18 protein-coding genes are annotated in these 20,541 nt (G+C 45.3%); all 18 read right to left on the minus strand.

The window, feature by feature from the left end:
* Nucleotides 1–71: 71 nt before the first annotated feature.
* On the minus strand, nucleotides 72–1,364 hold the full coding sequence (ftsA, locus tag ASUC_RS09985; RefSeq protein ID WP_012073653.1) for a cell division protein FtsA: 1,293 nt from the start codon (nucleotides 1,362–1,364) through the stop codon (nucleotides 72–74).
* A gap of 10 nt (nucleotides 1,365–1,374) precedes the next feature.
* Nucleotides 1,375–2,145 carry a cell division protein FtsQ/DivIB gene (locus tag ASUC_RS09990; protein WP_012073654.1) on the minus strand — a complete coding sequence of 257 codons (771 nt, stop codon included), beginning with the start codon at nucleotides 2,143–2,145 and terminating at the stop codon, nucleotides 1,375–1,377.
* Nucleotides 2,145–3,068 (minus strand): D-alanine--D-alanine ligase, encoded by a 924-nt coding sequence (locus ASUC_RS09995; RefSeq protein ID WP_012073655.1) that lies wholly within the window; start codon nucleotides 3,066–3,068, stop codon nucleotides 2,145–2,147. Before ASUC_RS09995 ends, ASUC_RS09990 begins: the two co-directional genes overlap by 1 nt.
* Before the next feature lie 86 nt (nucleotides 3,069–3,154).
* Nucleotides 3,155–4,585, minus strand: a complete 1,431-nt coding sequence (murC, locus tag ASUC_RS10000; RefSeq protein WP_012073656.1) for a UDP-N-acetylmuramate--L-alanine ligase — start codon at nucleotides 4,583–4,585, stop codon at nucleotides 3,155–3,157.
* Between the two features lie 106 nt (nucleotides 4,586–4,691).
* Entirely contained in the window at nucleotides 4,692–5,756 is a 1,065-nt protein-coding gene (murG, locus tag ASUC_RS10005) for an undecaprenyldiphospho-muramoylpentapeptide beta-N-acetylglucosaminyltransferase (RefSeq protein ID WP_012073657.1), read from the minus strand.
* 18 nt (nucleotides 5,757–5,774) lie between these two features.
* Complete coding sequence (gene ftsW / locus ASUC_RS10010; RefSeq protein WP_012073658.1) at nucleotides 5,775–6,965, minus strand: putative lipid II flippase FtsW; 1,191 nt, start codon at nucleotides 6,963–6,965, stop codon at nucleotides 5,775–5,777.
* A gap of 13 nt (nucleotides 6,966–6,978) precedes the next feature.
* Nucleotides 6,979–8,292 carry a UDP-N-acetylmuramoyl-L-alanine--D-glutamate ligase gene (gene murD / locus ASUC_RS10015; RefSeq protein WP_012073659.1) on the minus strand — a complete coding sequence of 438 codons (1,314 nt, stop codon included), beginning with the start codon at nucleotides 8,290–8,292 and terminating at the stop codon, nucleotides 6,979–6,981.
* 37 nt (nucleotides 8,293–8,329) lie between these two features.
* Nucleotides 8,330–9,412 carry a phospho-N-acetylmuramoyl-pentapeptide-transferase gene (mraY, locus tag ASUC_RS10020; protein WP_012073660.1) on the minus strand — a complete coding sequence of 361 codons (1,083 nt, stop codon included), beginning with the start codon at nucleotides 9,410–9,412 and terminating at the stop codon, nucleotides 8,330–8,332.
* A 6-nt stretch (nucleotides 9,413–9,418) separates the two neighbouring features.
* Nucleotides 9,419–10,861, minus strand: a complete 1,443-nt coding sequence (locus ASUC_RS10025; protein ID WP_012073661.1) for a UDP-N-acetylmuramoyl-tripeptide--D-alanyl-D-alanine ligase — start codon at nucleotides 10,859–10,861, stop codon at nucleotides 9,419–9,421.
* Nucleotides 10,862–12,328, minus strand: coding sequence for a UDP-N-acetylmuramoyl-L-alanyl-D-glutamate--2,6-diaminopimelate ligase (murE, locus tag ASUC_RS10030; RefSeq protein ID WP_012073662.1), 1,467 nt, complete (start codon nucleotides 12,326–12,328; stop codon nucleotides 10,862–10,864). It abuts the gene before it with no gap.
* A gap of 8 nt (nucleotides 12,329–12,336) precedes the next feature.
* A complete protein-coding gene (ftsI, locus tag ASUC_RS10035) occupies nucleotides 12,337–14,199 on the minus strand; it encodes a peptidoglycan glycosyltransferase FtsI (RefSeq protein WP_012073663.1) in 1,863 nt (620 codons plus the stop codon).
* On the minus strand, nucleotides 14,199–14,531 hold the full coding sequence (gene ftsL, locus ASUC_RS10040; RefSeq protein ID WP_012073664.1) for a cell division protein FtsL: 333 nt from the start codon (nucleotides 14,529–14,531) through the stop codon (nucleotides 14,199–14,201). The genes ftsI and ftsL overlap by 1 nt, the downstream gene beginning before the upstream one ends.
* A complete protein-coding gene (gene rsmH / locus ASUC_RS10045; RefSeq protein ID WP_012073665.1) occupies nucleotides 14,531–15,496 on the minus strand; it encodes a 16S rRNA (cytosine(1402)-N(4))-methyltransferase RsmH in 966 nt (321 codons plus the stop codon). Before rsmH ends, ftsL begins: the two co-directional genes overlap by 1 nt.
* 143 nt (nucleotides 15,497–15,639) lie before the next feature.
* Nucleotides 15,640–16,098, minus strand: coding sequence for a division/cell wall cluster transcriptional repressor MraZ (gene mraZ / locus ASUC_RS10050; RefSeq protein WP_012073666.1), 459 nt, complete (start codon nucleotides 16,096–16,098; stop codon nucleotides 15,640–15,642).
* A 229-nt stretch (nucleotides 16,099–16,327) separates the two neighbouring features.
* On the minus strand, nucleotides 16,328–17,848 hold the full coding sequence (locus tag ASUC_RS10055) for a carbon starvation CstA family protein (protein WP_012073667.1): 1,521 nt from the start codon (nucleotides 17,846–17,848) through the stop codon (nucleotides 16,328–16,330).
* 125 nt (nucleotides 17,849–17,973) lie between these two features.
* Nucleotides 17,974–18,144, minus strand: coding sequence for a DUF5363 domain-containing protein (locus tag ASUC_RS11315; protein ID WP_012073668.1), 171 nt, complete (start codon nucleotides 18,142–18,144; stop codon nucleotides 17,974–17,976).
* Nucleotides 18,145–18,186: 42 nt separating this feature from the next.
* Nucleotides 18,187–20,040 carry a tRNA(Met) cytidine acetyltransferase TmcA gene (locus ASUC_RS10060; protein ID WP_012073669.1) on the minus strand — a complete coding sequence of 618 codons (1,854 nt, stop codon included), beginning with the start codon at nucleotides 20,038–20,040 and terminating at the stop codon, nucleotides 18,187–18,189.
* Nucleotides 20,037–20,504 carry an rRNA maturation RNase YbeY gene (gene ybeY, locus ASUC_RS10065; RefSeq protein ID WP_041834670.1) on the minus strand — a complete coding sequence of 156 codons (468 nt, stop codon included), beginning with the start codon at nucleotides 20,502–20,504 and terminating at the stop codon, nucleotides 20,037–20,039. Before ybeY ends, ASUC_RS10060 begins: the two co-directional genes overlap by 4 nt.
* Nucleotides 20,505–20,541: the final 37 nt, after the last annotated feature.

Consider the following 20,541-nt stretch of genomic DNA (forward strand, 5'->3'; position numbering starts at 1 on the left):
GTCAATGCTAACAGGGCTAGCACATAAATTATTCTGAAATTCTGCCTATTGTAGATGAAAATCACAAAATATCAAAATTCTGACCGCACTTTATTGCCAATTTTTTTAATTTTACTCCAAATTGAGCCTAAAATACTATCTTCATCATTCACACTGCCAAAGATCGGTTTGGTTTCTTCATCATTATGATGGGTATACTGTAATAATCCTAGCACCGTGGCATATTGCGGTTTGTTTACATAATCCGTCAATCCCGTAATATTCAACGGACTACCGACTCTCACATGCAATCCGAAAATATCCGTTGCGCATTTTGCGACATCTTCCATCTGCGCACCTCCGCCGGTTAACACGACACCGGCAATCAAATCGTGTTTAATACCTTTTACGGTCAAGTCGTTACGTAAGTTGATCAACTCGTTTTGTACGACTTTTAATAAATCACCATAACATTTAGAGGTCACGTCGACTATTTGCGCTTTTGTAAATGTGCGGGACGAGGTTCCGCCCAGTCCTGCTACTTCGACCTTCGTCTTAGCAAAATGTTCAACTAATTCTTGCGACGGGTTAAGCGCACTTCCGTAATTAATTTTAATACTTTCCGCCTCATTACGTGAAGTGGTTAAACTTTGTGCGACAAAATCCGTAATATCGTTACCGCCGTAAGGCACTACTTTGCTGTAGCGCAATGCACCGTTAGTATAAACCATAATATCCATGGAACCGCCGCCGAAGTCAATCATGCAAACGCCAAGATCTTTTTCGTCTTCGGTTAAGACGGAATAAGTCGAAGCCAAACCGGAAAATACCACATCATCGACTTTTAACCCGCAACTCTCCACTGCCTTTTGTAAATTGGTCAACCATGCCTGCTGACAGCCGATCAAATGAGCCTGCGCTTTCAGACGTACACCTTGTAAACCGAGCGGACTTTTAATGTTATGTTGCTTATCTACGGCAAACTCTTGCGGAATAACATGCAATAACGATAACCCGTCCGGTAATTTTACCGAACTGGCCGTATGCATAGCGGAATCAATTTCGTCTTGCGTCACTTCTCCATTGGCAATAGGTACGAAACCACTTTCGTTGAAGCTTTGAATATGTTCTCCGGTGATAGCCAATGTCACGGATACGATCTGGCAATCCGCTACCGATTCCGCATTTTCGATAGCCCGCTGAATAGAACTTACGACAGCAGATAAATCCGTAATACTGCCTTTATCGATCCCTTTTGACGGGCTGCTTCCCACGCCCAGCACATTCACCACCCCGTCAGGCAGCACTTCGCCTACGACCGCAACTACTTTGGTCGTACCGACTTCTAACCCCACAATAGTTTTTGATTCCACAATTTTTGCCATGTTATTTCGCCTAATTTATATCTATAAAATTCACTGCCGCCCCGACTTTATAACGTAAATCCACGTAATTAATACGTTTATTTTCGGGTATTTCAATCTGTGGATAAATCGTGACAAAGCGATCGATTTTCGATTTCCATTCGCCGCGCCCTAATTTTAAGGTAATATCGTTATCCAAGGTGATATCCCAAGAACCGCGTTCATCAATAGCCACGGATTTTAACTTTAAATTTTTCGTTTTCAGTTCGTTGAAAATTTTATTCCAAGCTTCCCAGACCACCGTACTTTGGTAATCCGGTCCGAATAAACGCGGCATATCTTTTCGCTTTAATTTTTCCGGCGGCAATCTAAAAACCGTACCGTCACCGGAAAGAAACTGATCTTCATTCCAATAGGCAATCGGTGTATATTCAGACACAACGATACTCAGTCTGTCCGGCCAGATTTTACGTACTACCGCACCTTTCACCCAGGGCATTGACTCTATTTGTTCCCTCACTTTGTCCACATCTTGTCCGAAAAAACCTTTCAAATCGCCCATTTTGATGATGAGATCTCGCACATCCGTATTCGAAGTGAACTGCGGGGTCCCCAATAAAGCAAAAGAACTGATCGGTTTATCGTCTAATTTTTCCAACCAATTCTGCCAATTTGAATATGCATAATACAATATGCCAACGCATAATAACACAAGCAAGGGCTTCACTTGAATCAGGCTACGTGTCCTAAAGTCATGCGCTCTTACTTTTTTTACTGTGTTTTTGCGTTTGATCACTGCCATTAAACGCTAAGCTCCAAAATTTTCTCGACCAGTTTTTCAAAGGAATATCCTACCGTTGCCGCCGATTTCGGGAATAGACTGTGGCTTGTCATACCCGGCGTAGTATTCACTTCAATTAAGCGGAAATTCCCTTCCGAGTCCGTCATGACGTCAATACGGCTCCAACCGCGACAACCCACCGCTTCATAAGCGCGTTTAACTAAGTTTTTCAATTCATCCCAACGTTCGTCGCTCATGGGCATCGGGCAAATATATCGGGTATTATCGGAAATATATTTTGCATTATAATCGTAAAACTCGCCTTCCGGCACAATTTGTACAGCGGGCAATACCTCATCACCTAATACGGGTACGGTTAATTCATCGCCGGATAACCATTCTTCAATCAAGACGATATCATCAAATTTTAAGGCTAAATCCACCGCACTTTTCAATTTATCCGCCGAATCCACCTTGGTTAAACCGACACTTGAACCTTCTCGGGACGGTTTCACCATCAACGGCAATCCTAAACGCGCTACAATTGCTTGCGGTTCTAAGGAAAGTGCGGTGTTTTTGGTCACTATTTCCATATCGGCAATCGGTAAACCGAAGCCTTTCCACAACATTTTAGTACGCATTTTATCCATTGTCAGCGCGGAAGTCATCACGCCGCAACCGGTATACGGCAAACCGATCTGTTCCAGAACGCCCTGAATCACACCGTCTTCGCCTCCGCGTCCGTGTAAAATATTAAATACGCGCTCAAACCCCTGTTGTTTCAAATCTGCGACAGGCATATCTTTCGGATCGACCGGATGTGCGTCGTAACCTTGCGAACGCAATGCGTCCAATACCGCAGCGCCCGAATTTAGAGAGACTTCACGTTCGGATGCAGTTCCGCCTAATAATACGGCTATTTTTTGTTGTTTTAATGATTTCATTTTTCTGTCCAACTCTGCATAACCTATTAGCTTATGCAATATCGTTTAGTTATATCAAAGCACGGTTTAAACCTGTACTAACGGCATTACGCCTTCGTCCAGTGTTCTACCAAATTACGGGATAAACGGCTGACATTTCCTGCACCTTGCGCCAAAATTAAATCGCCGTCCTGAATAATTTGATCAACCACTTCCGGTAATTGCCCGTGATCCGCTACAAAAATCGGATCCACTTTACCTAAATTGCGGATAGAACGCGCTAATGATCGGCTATCCGCACCGGCAATCGGTTGCTCGCCCGCCGGATATACATCAAGCAAAATAAGTACATCGACTTGCGAAAGTACGCGGACAAAATCATCAAAAAGATCGCGGGTCCGACTGTAACGATGCGGTTGGAAAACCATCACCACACGTCGGTTTTCCCAGCCTGAACGTGCCGCCTGAATAGTTACGCCGACTTCTGTCGGATGATGTCCGTAATCATCCACCAACATCACTTTACCGTTCGGACGGATAAATTCACCGAGTTGATCGAAACGACGCCCTGCGCCTTGGAAATCGGCGAGTGCGGCTAAAATCGCATCGTTTCCGATGCCTTCTTCTTTCGCTACGACTAATGCTGCCGTAGCGTTCAACGCATTATGTTTACCCGGTACGTTTAACAGAATATGAATACGTTCGCCTGCCGGCGTAATTACATCATAATGTCCCTGAAAACCCGTTTGTTCGTAATTTTCAATCCGATAGTCCGCTTTTTCGCTGAATCCGTAGGTAATTACCTGGCGCCCCACCTGCGGTACCAATTCCATCAATACCGCATCATCCGCACACATCACGGCTAAACCATAGAACGGCAAATTATGTAAAAAGTTCACATAAGTACGCTTCATTTCATCGAAATCACCGTGATAAGTATCCATATGATCCGGTTCGATATTTGTCACCACGGATACCATCGGCTGTAAATGCAGAAATGAAGCATCACTTTCGTCTGCCTCGGCAATCAAATAACGGCTTGCACCGAGATAGGCGTTCGTTCCCGCCGATTTTACCAGCCCGCCGTTTACAAAGGTCGGATCTAATCCCGCTTGGGTATAAATCATCGAAATCATGGCTGTCGTAGTGGTTTTACCGTGAGTACCGGCTATGGCGATACCATGACGGAAACGCATCAGTTCCGCCAACATTTGGGCGCGCTGGATAACCGGAATACGTTTTTCATGAGCGGCAACTACTTCGACGTTATCCGGTTTGATAGCACTCGACACCACCACTACACTGGCATTTTCAACATTTGTCGCGGCATGGCCGATAAAAATTTTGCCTCCCAATGAAGACAAACGACCGGTTACGGCATTTTCCGCAATATCGGAACCGGTAATATCATAACCTTCGTTTAAAAGCACTTCGGCAATACCGCCCATCCCTGCGCCGCCAATCCCCACAAAATGGATTTGATGTACGCGGCGCATACTTGGAACCATTTGTCTGATTTTATCCTGTCTTTTTTTCATTATTCTTATCTCATTGTATTAGGGCTTGTAAAACCTGTTAATCGGACTTGTTATTCAAGGCGGCCCGGCCCGTTCATTTTAAGCCACAAGGCAACCGTTCCGGATCCTAATTAGCATTTTCAATAATCACATCAGCCACACGCTTTGCAGCTAACGGTGTAGCCATAGATTTTGCTTTCACCGCCATATTGTATAAAATTTTGCGATCCAAATTACTTACCAAGTTTACCAAAACTTCGGGACTCAGATCCGTCTGTTCGATGATTTTTGCGGCACCTACATCAGCTAAATATTTTGCATTCAAGAGTTGTTGACGATCTTTATGTTGAAAGGGAACAAAAACAGCAGGCGTACCGACAGCGGCCAATTCGCACACTGTTAAAGCACCCGAGCGACAAATCACTAAATCCGCCCAAGCGTAAGCCGCCGCCATATCGTCAATAAATTCCGTAATTTTGACCGCACTTTGTGTATCTACACCTAATTTTTGATAAAGCGCGGTCACTTTTTCCACATTTCCTGCGCCCACCTGATGACGCGCATCCAATTTTTCCGCTAAGCGCGCAACCATCGGCGGTACGTTTTGATTTAACACCTGTGCCCCCTGACTACCGCCCACAACCAGTACACGCAATTTTCCGCTACGTTCGGCATAACGCTGTTCCGGTAAAGGCTGGGCATATAAAGATTGACGTACAGGATTCCCCACCACTTCCGCCCGCGGAAATGCGGAAGGAAATGCCTGTAATGTACGTTCGGCAATTTTGGACAGCCATACATTGGTTAATCCCGCTACGGCATTTTGTTCATGTAAAATAACGGGGACGCCACATAATTTCGCGGCGATGCCGCCCGGACCGGAAACATAACCGCCCATCCCAAGCACCGCATTCGGCCGATATTGTTTAATAATTTTACGCGCCTGCATTACAGCCCGAAATATGGCAAAAGGCGCTTTAAATAAGGCAAACAAGCCTTTACCGCGCAAACCTGAAATCTGGATAAAATTAATTTTAATTCCGTGTTTCGGCACCAGTTGAGCTTCCATTCTGTCCGCCGTGCCAAGCCATTGAATTTCCCAACCTTGTTGTTGTAATTGTTGTGCGACGGCAATGGCCGGAAATACATGTCCGCCGGTACCGCCGGCCATTATCAATAATTTTTTATTCATAGTTATCTCTTTTTTCGTTTAATCATCTCGTAACCGCGCATGCCCGCCGCGCATTAAGCGGTTTTCATGATCAATTCGAATCAACACCGCAATACTGATTGTCATAATGATTAAACTGGAACCACCATAACTGACTAACGGAAAAGTCAAGCCTTTGGTCGGCAATAACCCTAACGCCATGCCTAAATTAACGAATCCCTGAAAGAAAATCCAAAAACTGATACCAAAAGCAAAAAAACCTTTAAAACGTTGCTCTAACTGTAAGGATTCGCGTCCGATTTTCATCGCACGGAATACCAGCGCAGAAAGTAAAAAGACGATGACGGCAATGCCCAAAAAACCGAATTCTTCACCTACGACCGCCATTACAAAGTCCGTATGAGCTTCAGGCAGATATTCTAATTTTTGAATGGAATTGCCTAATCCTTCACCGGTGAATTCGCCCCGTCCGAATGCCATAAGAGAATTGGAAAGCTGAAACCCTGTACCATAAGGGTCTTTAAACGGATCCATAAAGCCGGTAATACGTTTCATACGATAAGCGGAAGACAGCACTAACACTACGAATAGAAACGCGCCGATACCGATTAACCCTACAAACTGCATAATGTGCGCACCGGCAATAAACAGCAAACCGAAAGTAATCACAAACAGTACCACCGTACTGCCCAAGTCCGGCTGCAGTAACAACAAGACACCGAACAGTCCCATCACCAGCAACGGTTTAAACGCGCTGAGTTTTTTTGACCGTACTTCGTCATAACGACGGGTAAAATAACTGGAAAGGAAACAAATAAGCGCCAACTTGGCAAATTCCGCAGGCTGAAAATTAAAGATCCCCATAGGAATCCAACGACGCGCTCCGTTAATAGTTTTGCCGATCCCCGGAATAGCAACCGCCAACAGCAGCAGAATCGCAATAAAGAAAACCAGAAAATAACGATCTTCCCACTTTTCCATGGGAATTTTCAGAAAAATGTAAAACGTAACGAAAGATAAAAAAACATATAACGCATCACGAACCGCAAAATGGAAAGGATTATTCTCAATTCGTGTTCCTACCGGAATTGAAGCGGACGTCACCATAATAAAACCGATGAACAACAAAATCACGAATAACCACAACAATGTACGGTCATACAATAAATTATTCGGCGTAATGGTCGTCCAACGCTGCATATTTTCTTTGAATTTTGTTAAAAACCGCATTTGCGCACTAATCCTATAATTTAGCTAAACGAGTAAATTCATCCCCGCGTTTTTCAAATGAAGCAAATTGATCCAAGCTGGCACAAGCAGGCGATAACAATACCATATCCCCGGATTTTAACGCAGGGCGTAACGCATTAACCGCTTGTTCCATGGTTTCAAACAACTGACTTCGAGCAGACAATTTCGCTAATGCCGCACCGTCCTGCCCGAAACAGTAACAGAAAATTTCAGGTTTATTAACTAATTTTTCCAACTCGCTGAAATCCGCACCTTTGCCGTCACCGCCCAACAATAAATGTAAATTGCCTTCTAAATATAAACCGGTTAACGCCGCTACGGTACTGCCTACATTGGTCGCTTTAGAATCGTTAATCCAGCGCACGCCGTTGGCTAAATGGGCTAATTGAAAACGGTGATCCAAACCGGTAAAAGTACGAAGTGCGGTCCGAATTCCGTGGGTTTTCACGCCGACGGCCTGTGCCAGCGCAATCGACGCTAACGCGTTCATATAATTATGCCGACCGGAAATCTTCACTTCATCGCACGGTAAAACCACTTCCCGCCCTGCCATTAAGTATTGTTTGCCGTTTTCCGTTTTCAGCCAATAATCCGCATGACTTTCACCGAAACTGAACTGACGTTTTGCGCGCTGTTTGTTATCTTGGGTCAGCGAATCTTCCGCATTAATCACAGCGGTTTCCGCATTCGCATAAATTTTCAGTTTTGCCTGACGGTAATCTTCCAAATCCGCATAACGGTTCATGTGATCTTCCGTAACATTTAATACCGTTGCCGCCCTTGCCCGCAAGCCGAATGTGGTTTCCAACTGGAAACTGGATAATTCAAGTACATACAAATCATATTCCGCGTCCAATAAAGACAAGGCAGGAATACCGATATTGCCGCCCATACCCGCACGTAAACCGTCCGCTTTCGCCATTTCCGCCACCAACGTCGTAACGGTACTTTTGCCGTTGGAACCGGTAATCGCTACCACGGGCTTAGCTTGGATATTGGCTTCACGGCAAAATAATTCTATATCGCCGACAACTTCGATACCGGCGGAAAGTGCGGTCTGAATTTCCGGTGTTTTTACCGCCAAACCGGGACTGATAACAATCATATCGCTATCGTTCAGCCAGTCCTGATTCAAATTTCCCTTATGTAAAGGAACGTTAGGATGCAGTTGATCCGCACCCGCAGGATTCGTACGGGTATCAATAACGCGCACATCCGCTTGTTTTTTCAACAAAAAATCCACGCAGGATAATCCTGTTTTACCCAGCCCGATAACGGTGATTTTTTTATTTTTATATTCTGCCATATGGGAATACCTAACAATGTTTTAACTTAACCCGGAATCAACGAAGTTTAAGCGTAACCAACCCAAGCAATACCAACATTAACGAGATAATCCAAAAACGGATAATCACGCGCGGTTCCGGCCAGCCTTTCAGCTCGTAGTGATGATGAATCGGCGCCATGCGGAAAATACGTTTTTTGCGTAATTTGTAGGATCCCACCTGCAGAATAACCGATACGGTTTCCATGACGAATACGCCGCCCATGATCACCAATAGAAATTCCTGACGAACCAATACGGCAATGACGCCTAACGCACCGCCCAATGCCAGCGAACCGACATCACCCATAAAAACTTGCGCCGGATAAGTATTAAACCACAGAAATCCTAAACCGGCGCCGACAATAGCGGTACAAAAAATCACCAATTCGGAAGTATAACTGACATAAGGAATATAAAGATATTTGGAGATTTCGACGTTTCCGGTCGCCCAAGCGATAATCGCAAATGCACCGGCAACAAAAACCGTCGGCATAATCGCCAAACCGTCCAGACCGTCGGTTAAATTCACGGCATTACTGGTACCGACAATCACAAAATAAGCCAACACTATATAAAACAATCCCAGTTGCGGCATAATGTCCTTAAAGAAAGGTACCACCAAACGCGTCGCATCAGTATCCTTACCGATCATATACATAGTAAATACGGCAATAAACGCCACTACGGATAACCAAAAATATTTCCAGCGTGCAATCAAACCGTCGGTATTTTTATACTTGATTTTACGGTAATCATCCACAAAACCGATAGCGCCATATCCCAATAATACAAATAAACTACACCAGATATACGGATTGGACAAATCGCCCCACAGCAAAGAACTGGCGGTAATCGTCGCAAGAATCATGATTCCGCCCATAGTCGGCGTACCGCGTTTCTGAAAATGGCTCTCCGGCCCGTCATTACGCACTTCCTGACCGAATTTGAAAATCTGAAGGCGAAGGATCATTTTCGGGCCGATCCATAACGACAACAGCAAAGCGGTTAACAATGATAAAACAGCGCGTACCGTTAAATAAGAAATCACATGAAAACTACTAAAATACTGCTCTAAAAAAGAAGCTAGCCAGACTAACATTTTTGATTATCCTTCAAATTTTCGCTTTAAAATTGCAATCACATCTTCCATTTTTTGACTGCGAGATCCTTTTGCCAACAACACAACCCGTTGATTATTTTTAAGTTTTTCATCAATAACGGCAGCGAGATAATTCGCCATAACGGTTTTATCGGTAAAATGAGTGCCGTTACAAGCTTGGGCAATCACAGCGGTTTCCGCTCCGAAACAGGCAACGCAATCCAAATTCGCACTTTTAGCGTAATTCGCCACTTGCCGGTGACATTCCCGACTGTTTTCCCCTAATTCCGCCATGTCCCCCACAGCTAAAATACGAAATGCTTCATAATTTTTTAGCACGCCAATTGCCGATTTCAAAGAATCTACATTGGCGTTATAGGTATCGTCCAACAATAATAGATTGTTACACGGTTCAATAGGAAACAACCGCCCTTTCACCGGCGAACGCTGTTCCAAGCCGGCTTTCACGTCGCACAATTCGGCACCGACATTCATAGCTAAAGCCGTTGCCGCTAAGGCATTGTCGATATTATGTGCGCCTAAATACGGCAGACTGATATCAATCGAACCGTCAGGGCTGTGTAATGTAAAAGCGGATCCGGATTCCGTCATCCGAATGTTCTCCGCCCAATAATCCGCCTCCGGGTTCGTAGCGGAAAAGGACTGCATTCGATGTCCGGCGATTTCTTTGTCCCATAACGACAGGTAGTGACAATCCGAATTCACAACGGCAATGCCGTCTTCGGACAATCCCCGGTAAATCTCCCCTTTCGCCCGCGCCACGCCGTCCAGCGAACCGAAACCTTCCAAATGCGCCGCCGCAACATTGTTAATCAAGGCTACGTCAGGACGCACTAATTTCGTCGTATAATCAATTTCACCGGCATGATTCGCGCCCAATTCGATCACGGCAAAGCGGTGTTCGGGCTGCAGACGAAGTAAGGTTAACGGCACTCCGATGTCATTGTTGAAATTTCCCTGCGTAAACAAAACGGCGTCCGCAAAATTCGCTTTCCCATGATTTGAGCCGGTAAAAAAAACTTCTGTATTTTTGACCGCACTTTTCCGTGCCGTTTGTTGCAAAATCGATGCGGTCATCTCTTTTACCGTGGTTTTACCCGAAGACCCGGTTATCGCGACGGTTAATGGATTCAGCTCCGATTTCAGCCATTGAGCCAAATGTCCTAACGCCAAACGGGTATCGGCGACCACAATTTGCGGCACATTAACCTCGCAGGCATGTTCTACCACAACCGCCGTATTTCCCTGCTCTACCGCAGACACTAAATAATCATGGGCATCAAATTTTTCGCCTTTTAAAGCAAAAAACAAACCGTTTTGAGTCACTCGCCGGCTATCCGTACTCACCGTCTCCACGGTTACCGTTTCATCGCCAATTAATCTGCCGTTTAAAATTTCAGCCAGTTTTTTTGTCTGTAAACTAATCATTTATAAATATTTCTTCGCTGTTTCCTGATCGGAAAAATAACGTTTTTCTTTTCCGACGATTTGATAATCTTCATGGCCTTTACCGGCAATTAAAATAACATCATTTTCCGCCGCACTTTGAATCGCCGCGCAAATAGCCGCTTCCCGGGCGTGAATAATTTGCACGTTTTTTAAACGGGCGAATCCGGCCGTAATATCCGCCACAATTTTTTCCGGATCTTCCGTTCGCGGGTTGTCGTCAGTGACAATAACCCGATCGGCAAGACTTTCGGCTATTTGCGCCATCATCGGACGCTTGCCGTTATCACGTTCGCCGCCGCAACCGAAAATGCACCATAGTTTACCTCGACAATGAGTACGTGCGGCTTGCAAAGCTTTTTCCAAAGCATCCGGCGTATGGGCATAATCCACAATTACCGTTGGCTTATGTACCGCTTTGAGCATTTCCATCCGTCCGCAAACCCCGCGAAGTTGCGAAACCGTACGTATCAAAGTCTGCAAAGGATACCCCAAACACAGCAATGTTGCCAACACCAACAATAAGTTGCTCACATTAAAAGCACCGATTAGCCGGCTTGCCAACACACCGTCGCCCCAGCTGGAAGCAAATTTAATCTCGGCACCGTCACCGGTGAAGGAAAGTGCGGTCGCTTTCAGCCAGTTTTTTTGCTGAGGCTGAAAATCGGGGTTACAACTAACCGCTACAGCACGCGGTAATTCCTGCAACCAAGTCCGACCGACTTCATCGTCCGCATTAATAATTTGATATTTTGACGGCAATGCGGTAAACAACCGCTTTTTGGCGTCCGCATAAGCCGTCATACTGCCGTGATAATCCAGATGATCACGACTTAAATTGGTAAAAATAACCGCTGTAAATTTTAATGCTTCAATGCGTTTTTGTACCAATCCGTGCGATGACACTTCAATCGCGGCAAAATCCGCACCTTGTTCGATAAAGCGGGCTAATGAAGATTGCACTTCAATCGCCGAACCCGTCGTGTTGGCGGCGGACTGCAGCTGTCCTAACAAACCGTTGCCGACGGTTCCCATTACGGCGGGTATGTTGCCTAAAATCCGCGCCCATTGCGCCAATAACTGAGAAACGGTGGTTTTGCCGTTCGTACCGGTGACGCCGGTTAATATCAAACGTTGAGACGGGCCGTCATAAAATTTATCGGCGATTTCCGATAGATGTTCGGGAAGGTTGAAATAGGAAATAACGGGAATATTGCGTTCGAAACGCACTTGCAAATGTTCGCTTTCATTATCGCATTCCGCCAATACTGCGGCGGCGTGGCGCTCGATTGCGACGGGAATAAAACGTCTGCCGTCGACATTGTGACCTTTTATTGCAACGAAAAGACAGCCAGTCTTAACTGAGCGGCTGTCTAAACACATTTCTGTAAATCGAATACCATCTAATTCGGGGCTGTTAAGCCCCAAAAGTGCGGTCAAATTTTTCATCGTTTTTACTAATTCTGTTGTTGGGTTGACGATTGCGAATCCACTTTAGACTGTTGACTTAAGCGTATCACACGTCTTGTGATTTTCGCATTTTGACCGGTAGGTTCGGCATCCGGTGTAATATTATAGGCTCTTAAAGCATAACCCATAATGCTGGAGAATACCGGTGCGGACACGGCACCGCCGTAATATTGTCCGGCTTTCGGATCATCGATTAAAATCACCAAAGCGAAACGCGGATCCGTCGCCGGTGCAAGTCCGGCGGTATATGCCATGTATTTATCCACGTAACGGCCTTTTTCCAGTTTTTTCGCCGTACCGGTTTTAATCGCGACGCGGTAACCTTCTACCATGGCGCGTTTATTCTTCACCGCCACTTTTTCCATCATGCCGACTACATCACGGGTAATCTTTTCCGAAAATACGCGATTACCGATAACCGGCGGATCAACTTTGGTAATCGATAACGGACGGTAAATACCGAAACTGCCTAAAGTGACATAAGCGCGTGCAATTTGCAACGGTGTTGCGTTAATACCGTAACCGTACGCTACATTTGCGCGCTCAATATCCGCCCAACGTTTGCGGTGAGCATTCAAATAACCCGCCTGTTCACCGCCTAGACCTAAATTCGTCGATTTGCCCAATCCTGCATTTTGATAGGTTTCCATTAACGCTGACGGAGGCATACGCAATGCCAGCCGGCTCACCCCGCGGTTTGATGAATTTTCCAGGATTTCGTCTAAAGTTTGCTGATTGCGCGGTGCAACGTCGCGAATTTGGTGCCCGTTTAAAACCAACGGCCCGGTATTGATTATTTCATCACGTCGTACCGCACCGCGTTGAAGTGCGGTCAAAACTACGAAAGGTTTTACCGTAGAACCCGGTTCAAAAGTGTCGGTTACGGCTTTATTCCGCATTAAATCTTCCGATACGCCTCTGCGTTTGTTCGGGTTGTAGGAAGGTGCGTTAACCATCGCTAACACTTCTCCCGTACGCACATCAACTAACACGGCGGTACCTGATGTCGCGTTATTTTCCGCGACCGCGCGTTTAATTTCGCGATAAACCATAGATTGCAGTTTTTCATCAATACTCAATGTCACATTATGCGCTTCGTATTTTTTTATATCGGCGATTTCTTCAACGATTTTACCGCGCTTATCTTTCCGATAAGTGCGCGAACCGGCTTTGCCCAGTAATAAAGAATTGAAGCTTTTTTCGATGCCTTCGATACCTTTATTGTCTACATCGGTAAAACCGATTAAATGTGCGGTTTCTTCCGCCCGCGGATAAAAACGACGGAAATCGTTCACTAACATCACGCCGCGAATTTTTAATTTTTTCACGTATTCGGCTACGCTCGGTGATACCTGACGGGCTAGATATTCAAAGCGAGAACGGGGTTTAGACTGAATTTTTGCTGCAATATCTTTATAACGCAGACCTAAACTGTCCGCCAAAGCAGTCCAGCGTTCACGATCCTGCAAGGAATTTTCGTCTAAAATAACTTTCGGATCGATGGTAATCGCATGCATCGGTACGCTTACGGAAAGCATTTGTCCGTTGCGGTCTAAAATCGAACCGCGGGCCGATTCAATGGTTAATGTACGCAACGAACGTTTATCCGCTTCATTACTGAAGGTTTCCACATTGATCGTTTGCACGAAAGCCGCACGGGCGATTAATGCAAACAACCCGAAACAAACGAACCCCACCACCCAAAGATAGCGCGCTTTTAAGAAACTCTTTTCATACGTTACTTTGGGTTTATTTAATTTGGCGCCGCCACCCGCAGATGAAGAAACTATCGGTTTTTTCACCGCTTTTTTAGGGTTAGCGCGTTGGCGTGTTGAATTAAATTTGACCATTACTCTAAAATCACCACTTCTTGTTCAGGCTCTACACGTTTCATTCCTAGTTTCACCGTCGAAATCGCTTCAATGCGGGTGTTATCGCTTAGTGTAGTTTCTTCCAGTTTTAAGTTAACAAACTCGTTTTCAAGTGCTTGTTTTTCAAACACTAATTCGCCTTTTTCCGCCACCAGCATACGTGTTTGATGGGTGATCCACACAGTACTGACGGCCGTACAAGTTATCGCTAAAATCAATGCGACAACGGTTTTATTTAATTCGCATAAGTCTTGAATAATTAAATCCTGCAACGGATAACGTTCACTGTTTAATAACGGTTGATCCGACATTACAATTTCTCCGCTATTCTTAATACCGCACTGCGTGAACGGGGATTCACGGCAATTTCCCGTTCGCTCGGTTGAATGGCTTTGCCGATGGTTTTCAGTGTGCGGTTACGCTGAATTTGCTCTTCACGCAACGGTAAACCTTTCGGAATATCCTCTCCCCGACTTTGTTTACGCATGAAATGTTTCACCATCCGGTCTTCCAGCGAATGAAAACTGATAACGGATAAACGCCCCTGCGGGGCAAGAACGGTAAGCGCCGATTGCAGAACACTTTCCAGTTCGTCTAATTCCGAATTAAGGAAGATGCGGATTGCCTGAAAAGTACGGGTTGCCGGGTGTTTATGTTTGTCTTTGAAAGGAACGGCGCTGGAAATCAGTTCCGCCAGCTGTAAAGTACGATTAAGAATTTCTTCGTTCTTTTCCACCGCACTTTTGTTGTAATTCACAATCGCTGCGGCAATACGTTTAGCGAAACGTTCTTCACCGAACGTTTTAAGTACCCAAGCTAAATCCCGTTCGCTAACTTGCGCCAGCCATTCCGACGCGGACAGCCCTTTTGTGGTATCCATGCGCATATCCAACGGGCCGTCCTTCATAAAGCTGAAACCGCGTTGTGCATCATCCAACTGAGGGGAGGAAACACCGAGGTCGAGTAAAATCCCGTCAACTTTGCCGGTTAAACCGTACTTTGCACAAATTTCAGGAATAGCGGAAAAACTGTTGTGTTCAATTTGGAAACGCGGATCTTGAATTTTTTCCGCTTCGACAATAGCGAGGGGATCGCGATCAACGGCGATAAGACGTCCGTTCGGAGAAAGCCGGGAAAGGATTAAGCGCGAATGACCGCCGCGCCCGAAGGTGCCGTCAATATAAATACCTTGTTCTTTCAACGCCAAACCCTGCACTGCTTCATGAAGTAAAACAGTAGTATGTTCAGGATGAGAAAAAGTATTGCGCTCGCTCATAATAAACCAAAAATAGAATAAATTTTAAAAATTAAATAACGAACATATTAATGAACGTCAGATGAGATAAATCGGCGATGACTCGCCGTTTATCTTTTTTATCTAGCCATTATGCTAGTTTGCTAGTGCCGCTGTTGTTGAATTTATAATGACAGCGTTTTTAATGCGTCGGACAAAGCGAATTCTGAGCTGGATCCTAAAACCATGTCCTGTTCGATTTGGGCGTTCCATTCGGACTCCGACCAAATTTCAAATTTATTAAGTTGTCCCACCAACATGATATTTTTTTCTAATTTTGCCCGCTGGCGTAACGGTTCACTCAACAAAATCCGACCCGCACCGTCAAGCGCACATTCGGTGGCATACCCCAACATGACACGCTGTAAGCTGCGCAAGGCAGGATCAAAATTTGCCAGTGATAACAACTTTTGTTCAATCATTTCCCATTCGGATAAAGGGTAAAGCAGTAAGCAAGGCTGGCGAATATCCACGGTACAAACCAATTGCCCTTGGTTTTGCTCCAAGATTTCCGGGCGATAACGCGTCGGGATCGCTAAACGTCCCTTTGCATCTAAATTTATCGCTGAAGCGCCACGAAACATGGATACCTCGAAAATCTCACCTGTTAATCTTTTACGCAGAGCCTGGAGATAAGATCCAAATATCTCCACAAAACGCCACTTTTTACCACTTATTTGCCATTCTATAGATTGATTGATGAAGTTGCAAGCAATTAATACGGGAAAAGAAAAATCCGCAAAAAAACTACGGATAAAAAAACCGCACTTTATTTGCATAAAGTGCGGTCAATTTCAGAGAAATTTTATGAGATTAATCGTTTTCCTGTTGATCTTTAGGAATCGGTTTTAAGAATACAAAGAAAGAAATCAACGCAACAATAGTGGCTGCGATACCGACCCAAACGGATACGTCATAAGACAAACCGAAACCGATTTGAGCATTGGCAATATAGGTTGCACAAACCAAAGTCATAAAGATGGCCGGAATCGTCGTAATCCAATGGAATTTTTGATGACGGAACAAGTAAGCGGATGCGGTCCATAACATCACCATCGCCGTCGTTTGGTTAGCCCAGCCGAAATAACGCCATAACACTTGGAAGTCCACGGTGGATACCCAGAAACCGATAATAAATAACGGAATCGCAATGACCAAACGTTTTATTAACGAACGTTGCTCAAATTTGAAAAAATCCGCAATTAACAAACGTGCCGCACGAAACGCGGTATCGCCGGAGGTAATCGGCAATACCACCACACCTAATACCGCCAAGATACCGCCGAATACGCCAAGCATACCTATGGCCGAATCATAGACCACTTTAGACGGTGTACCTTTTAAAGCCTCAAGCAATGAAGCCTGATCATCGTAGAAACTTAGACCCACCATACACCAAATTAACGCGATTATACCTTCACCGATCATTGCGCCATAGAAAATGAAACGACCTTCTTTTTCGTTTTGCGTACAACGTGCCATTAACGGAGATTGGGTCGCATGGAAACCTGAAACCGCACCGCAGGCAATGGTGACGAATAATAACGGCCAAAGCGGCGTCCCCTCTTTCGGATGTAAGTTGGCAAGGAAATCCGCCAAAGTAACCTCATGGCCCAGTTCCGCCGTAATGGTACGGAAGAACGGAATACCTTCGAATAATAAACCGAATAACATACCCAATGTCATAAACATCAATAAAGCGCCGAAAATCGGGTAAACCCGACCGATAATTTTATCGATCGGCACCAATGTGGCAATGATGTAATAAACGAAGATAATTCCCGTCCACATCATCAGAGTATTGGTATTGCTTACGCCGCTCGCATCACTTACCGCCGCCGCACCGACACCGCCGGAATTCATGATATCACCGGTGATATTGGTTAACAGCGAGGCCGGGCTCGCCACGAATACCACTCCAACCAACAAAAGCAGTAAAATCGCAATGAAATTCATAAAATGTTTTGCCGGGCGCCCGAGATATTTCCCCGCCAAGAAAGGAATATTGGCACCGCCGTTGCGAATACTCAGCATACCGCTGAAATAATCGTGTACCGCACCGCCAAATACGCAACCGAAGACAATCCAAAGCATAGCGGAAGGCCCGTATAACGCACCCAAAATCGGACCGAAAATCGGCCCCGTACCAGCAATATTCAATAACTGAATCAGCCAGATTTTATTTTTTGACATCGGCACATAGTCCACACCGTCGCCCATAGAATAGGCGGGTGTTTTACGTGCCGGATTAATCACAAAAATTTTTTCGACAACTTTACTGTAAAGGAAATAACCCAGAAGTAAAATCGTCACGCAGATAAAAAACCACAACATACGAATATCCTTAGATAGTAGAGAGAAATAAAAACCACGCGTATTGTATGAAGAGGTTAAAAAGAAGTAAATGAGATTTTAATGATCTTTAAACAGAAAAAACAAAAAATGTGATCCAGTTCCATTTATTCGGATGGTTTCGCCGGGGTTTTGACAATATTTCCCTGCTCATCGGTTTTAACGATCGGCGTACAACTGCGGCAGGCTCCCGAATCCAAACCGGATTCGCGGCAAAATCGATTATATTTATCCAGTAAAGACTTAAACCAGTTTTTTGACTGTTTTTGTTCGCTCATCTTCGCCTCCCGTGCCGACTGCTGATTTATATTATGAATGAATCAATCGGAATTCAACATTTTTTTCACTTCACTGCGGCATTGGGTAAGCCAGTTTTTCTTACCGCCCCAGCCGGTGGTATCCGCTTTCCCCGTCCGGCAGAAATCATTCAAAACCGGATAATCCCGCCAATCGAGCGATGTCATTTTACGCCGGATTGCCGGAACCGTCGCCGCTAAAGTGCGGTGATTTTCCGCAAAATTTTTCAGCGAAACTTCATCCTGAAGGGTATATCGCCAGCAGTACGGAAAATCAAAAAGCTTACGCAACGGGTGAAAACCGAGCGGAAAATTACGCTTAAAATCCGACTCCGCACGCCGAACCAATTCTATGCCGACGGCAGATATTCCTTGCAGCATAATCGCTGAATAACAACCGCTGCTCGCCTCCCGGCTTTCCCCGATATACACTAAAATAAAACCGCACTTTTGCCAGAAATACGCCAATTCCGGCGTGTAGCCAAAACTGACGGAAACAAAATCCGCATTCGCATGTTGTAATAAGCCCGCAACTAACTGCCGCCCCAATCCGTGCCGTTGCCAATCAGGTTGTACCGCAATACGGGAAATCCTCAACGATTTCAGCGTAAGAAATTCGGGAACATTCTGATGATGGGCCAATTTCTGCACCGCTAAATTTCCTTTAGGCCGACGTAATCCGGCGCAAACATCCCGAATTAAGGTTTCATCCCGCAAGCCTTCTTCCACCAGCCACACGCCGCCCAACAAAGCGGAATCCGTTTCCGCCAGCCAGAATTGCTGTTTCGGCGCATCAAACAAGCGACGCAAATCAGACGGCGAAGTGCGGTAATGCGCCAAAGTCAGCAAACCGTAAAAATCCCGGATTCGGTCAACAATTTCCGGCTGAAAAACTTGTCGGATTTTCACCGCACTTTGCATCGAAAAATCCGGCTGAACAAGGTTATCTTCACATTCCAGCAATAGCAATTCGTCGATAAAAGGTTCCAGCTTGTCATCTTCCCGCCAACGCATAGGACGGGTTAACTGAAAATGCTGAAAAGTGCGGTGAAGATTTGTCAGGAATTTCAGTAAAAACCCCCGTCCCGTGCCTTCGTAACTGTGAATGGTGGTGGTAATAACGATATGTTTAAACGTTGAAACCAGTTGAAATAACGACGATAAAGGTATCATCGCCGCTTCATCGATGACCAACCAATCTTCGGCGAACCGGTTAAAATTCGCGTTGATTTGTCGAATGAGATCATCCGGTGCGATAAAATCCAACCTTTCGTCCGCAAAATCCTGCAAAATTTTGACCGCACTTCTATTCGGCGCCGTCACGTAACATTTATGCCCGATTCGATTGAGCAACATTCCTGCCAAGGCGGATTTCCCGCGTCCGCGTTTAGCGGTAATGATATACAAATCGGATTTTTGCCGCAAAATTCGGTTAATGATTTTTTCTTGTTGAACCGTTACCTGTCCGGGAATATCGCATAAATCCCGTTCTACGTGGTGATCGGTGCAGGACGTCTGTAATTCATTCCGGTTATATTGTGCAAGTAAATGATAAAAATGACGATAAAAGTTCGGGGTCTCAATCCCTTGTTCCGCACCGGACCAACGCCGACTGTCCAAATCAATCCGCTGAGTTTTGTCTAACCATAAAACCAGCTCTCCGCCGGCTTTTAATGTGCCGACGGCAATGGCTAAAGCGTCCAAATTCAATGCGGCTCTGCCGTCATACAAAATCCAATCAAACTCCTGTCCCAGCAAATTTTTGGCTTTACTGAAATTTTCAGTCGATAAAACGACCGCACTTTCCTTTAAATCGGAGGGAAAGTGCGGCGGAGTTTGGTCGAATTTTAAGGTTAGACGGCGTGACAACATCATCATATTTCATCGTAAGAATACGGGTCTTCAAAGCCTAGTTCCGTCATAATCTGCGTTTCCAGACTTTCCATTTCAACGGCTTCATCGTCTTCAATGTGATCATAACCGAGCAAATGCAAACAGCCATGCACCACCATGTGCGCCCAGTGCGCCGGTAACGGCTTGCCCTGTTGTTCCGCTTCCCGTTCCACAACCTGACGGCAAATGACCAAATCGCCGAGCAGCGGCAATTCCACTTCCTCGGGACATTCAAACGGAAACGACAACACATTGGTCGGACGATCTTTGCCGCGATAAGTCAGATTCAAATCGTGACTTTCCGCTTCGTCCACAATACGAATGGTGATTTCCGGTTCAAGCGCTTCCGCCCGCACGGCCGCCGTCGCCCATTGAGTAAATTGTTCGGGAGTCGGTAAATTAGTTTGGTCTTCACTAACAATTTGTAAATCAATAATCACGCCCTTCATCATGATTCTCTCAACAACATCAACTAAATAATCAAAA

The organism is Actinobacillus succinogenes 130Z (assembly GCF_000017245.1).
In the GTDB taxonomy this organism is placed as follows: domain Bacteria; phylum Pseudomonadota; class Gammaproteobacteria; order Enterobacterales; family Pasteurellaceae; genus Exercitatus; species Exercitatus succinogenes.

Bases quoted from the DNA above. Each gene is read 5' to 3' on its own strand.
- ASUC_RS11315 (WP_012073668.1), bottom strand. From the start codon at position 18,144: ATGAGCGAACAAAAACAGTCAAAAAACTGGTTTAAGTCTTTACTGGAT.
- ASUC_RS09995 (WP_012073655.1), bottom strand. From the start codon at position 3,068: ATGAAATCATTAAAACAACAAAAAATAGCCGTATTATTAGGCGGAACT.
- rsmH (WP_012073665.1), bottom strand. From the start codon at position 15,496: ATGAGCGAGCGCAATACTTTTTCTCATCCTGAACATACTACTGTTTTA.
- ASUC_RS10055 (WP_012073667.1), bottom strand. From the start codon at position 17,848: ATGTTGTGGTTTTTTATCTGCGTGACGATTTTACTTCTGGGTTATTTC.
- murD (WP_012073659.1), bottom strand. From the start codon at position 8,292: ATGGCAGAATATAAAAATAAAAAAATCACCGTTATCGGGCTGGGTAAA.
- ftsA (WP_012073653.1), bottom strand. From the start codon at position 1,364: ATGGCAAAAATTGTGGAATCAAAAACTATTGTGGGGTTAGAAGTCGGT.
- ASUC_RS10025 (WP_012073661.1), bottom strand. From the start codon at position 10,861: ATGATTAGTTTACAGACAAAAAAACTGGCTGAAATTTTAAACGGCAGA.
- ybeY (WP_041834670.1), bottom strand. From the start codon at position 20,504: ATGAAGGGCGTGATTATTGATTTACAAATTGTTAGTGAAGACCAAACT.
- ftsW (WP_012073658.1), bottom strand. From the start codon at position 6,965: ATGCGGTTTTTAACAAAATTCAAAGAAAATATGCAGCGTTGGACGACC.
- mraZ (WP_012073666.1), bottom strand. From the start codon at position 16,098: ATGTTTCGTGGCGCTTCAGCGATAAATTTAGATGCAAAGGGACGTTTA.
- murE (WP_012073662.1), bottom strand. From the start codon at position 12,328: ATGAAAAATTTGACCGCACTTTTGGGGCTTAACAGCCCCGAATTAGAT.
- ASUC_RS10060 (WP_012073669.1), bottom strand. From the start codon at position 20,040: ATGATGATGTTGTCACGCCGTCTAACCTTAAAATTCGACCAAACTCCG.
- mraY (WP_012073660.1), bottom strand. From the start codon at position 9,412: ATGTTAGTCTGGCTAGCTTCTTTTTTAGAGCAGTATTTTAGTAGTTTT.
- ASUC_RS09990 (WP_012073654.1), bottom strand. From the start codon at position 2,145: ATGGCAGTGATCAAACGCAAAAACACAGTAAAAAAAGTAAGAGCGCAT.
- murG (WP_012073657.1), bottom strand. From the start codon at position 5,756: ATGAATAAAAAATTATTGATAATGGCCGGCGGTACCGGCGGACATGTA.
- murC (WP_012073656.1), bottom strand. From the start codon at position 4,585: ATGAAAAAAAGACAGGATAAAATCAGACAAATGGTTCCAAGTATGCGC.
- ftsI (WP_012073663.1), bottom strand. From the start codon at position 14,199: ATGGTCAAATTTAATTCAACACGCCAACGCGCTAACCCTAAAAAAGCG.
- ftsL (WP_012073664.1), bottom strand. From the start codon at position 14,531: ATGTCGGATCAACCGTTATTAAACAGTGAACGTTATCCGTTGCAGGAT.